General features: G+C 70.6%; 1 protein-coding gene. It reads left to right on the forward strand.

Going from position 1 to position 1,665, the window contains the following annotated elements:
• Nucleotides 1-1,240, forward strand: a 1,240-nt coding sequence (locus ABT170_RS40590) for a rolling circle replication-associated protein (protein WP_351876296.1), incomplete at its 5' end; no start/stop codon positions are given.
• Between the last annotated feature and the right edge of the window lie 425 nt (nt 1,241-1,665).

Below are 1,665 nucleotides of genomic sequence, written 5' to 3' on the forward strand. Positions count from 1 at the left end.
CGTCCCGCTGACCGAGCGGGAGATCACGGAGTGGTCCCGCAAGTCGCGCGCGAACATGATCAAGGTTCTGGCCTCGCTGGACTGGTCGCCGCTGTTCGCGAACTTCGCGCTGCCCGCGATGACGACGCTGACGTACCCGGGCGACTGGGTGCCCCTGGCGCCGGACGGCCGGACGGCCAAGAAGCACCTGGAGACGTTCTTCAAGCGGTTCGAGCGGGCGTGGGGCACGGAGTGGGTGGGCGTGTGGAAGTTCGAGTTCCAGCGCCGTGGGGCGCCGCACTTCCACCTGCTCAGCGTCCCGCCGTTCGGCAAGGCGGGAGAGGCCGCGTACGACGTGCGGATGGCCGCGCACAAGCGCGGTGAGCTGGCCCGTAAGCCGCGCCGCCGTGTGGTCGAGAACCACGGGCTCGGCTACAAGGAGTGGCTGTCCGCGACCTGGACGGACATTGTGTTCGCCGACATCGAGGAGGACATGGCCGGGGTCGAGGCGGAGACCGGTCACCCGGACCCCCGCCGGGACCACATGGCAGAGCAGAGGCGCCGCCACCTGGGGGCGGGCACCAACGTGAACTGGCAGGAGGGCGCCAAGGCGTCCGACCCGAAGCGGCTGAGCGTCTACTTCGCCAAGCACGGCTCGTTCAAGGCGAAGGAGTACCAGCACGTCGTGCCGGAGGAGTGGCGGGAGCCGGGCAAGGGGCCGGGGCGCTTCTGGGGGTACCGGGGTGTCGAGAAGCTGACGCGTGAGGTCGAGCTGGCGCCTGCCGACTTCCAGTTCGTGGCCCGGACGATGCGCCGCCTGCGCTCGCGGGTGAAGGTCTGGGACCCCAAGACGCGCAAGCACCGCTGGGTGAAGGCGACCCGCGTCACCGAGGTGAAGCGGTACACCGCTGGGGTCCGCCCGGCCTACTCCGGCTACTCCGAGGTGATCGGCCTTGCCGGGGCTCAGTACATGGAGCCGGTGAAGGTGAAGCGCCGGCGCGTGCGTCGACCGGTCACGAGGTTCGCCCGCGGCTCCGGGTTCGCCGTGGAGAACAACGCGCCGGAGCTGGTCGAGACGCTGACGCGCGCGCTGATGGCCTGCCGTGGGCCGGAGGTTGAGCAGGCTCACCGGACGGAGCGCGTGCGGCAGATCGTTCGGCGGCGCCGCCTCGACCGTGCCGACGAGATCCCCCTCAGCCGGAGTCCCCAGGAGTGGGACAAGATCCGGCAGGCACGCGTAACTGACCCCAGTAAGCACTAACTCGCTGCGGCTCTGAGCTGCCCCGGAGCGGAGTGCAAGAGGTGTGCTGCTCTCCGCTCTCGGGGCCGCTGGGTCGTGATGCAAGGGTGTGGGCGCTCGGCTCGGGCGGTTGGTGGTCGGGGCGTTGGTCGGCGTGACACCTCTTGCAACTCGGATCGGGGCCGCGCTCCTGGACGTGCTCGTGCTCCTGGTGCTCGTCGGCGTACGTCATCTCGGAGACGTACAGCCGCGGTCGATGACGTACGCGCGATGGCGGCCGGGACCGATCCGAGCGCGGACATGGCAGAACCCCCGCCGGCGGGCGGGGGTTCCGGGGGCGGTGCGGGTCAGACGGCGGCCAGGAAGAGCGCGGCGATGACGAGCACCAGGACGTGCGCGGTCTGGTCGACGTGGGCCGCTCCCCCGTGCTGAGCGAACCCGGCCTG

The sequence above is a fragment of the Streptomyces sp. NPDC001787 genome (genome assembly GCF_040297465.1).
Taxonomy (GTDB): domain Bacteria; phylum Actinomycetota; class Actinomycetes; order Streptomycetales; family Streptomycetaceae; genus Streptomyces.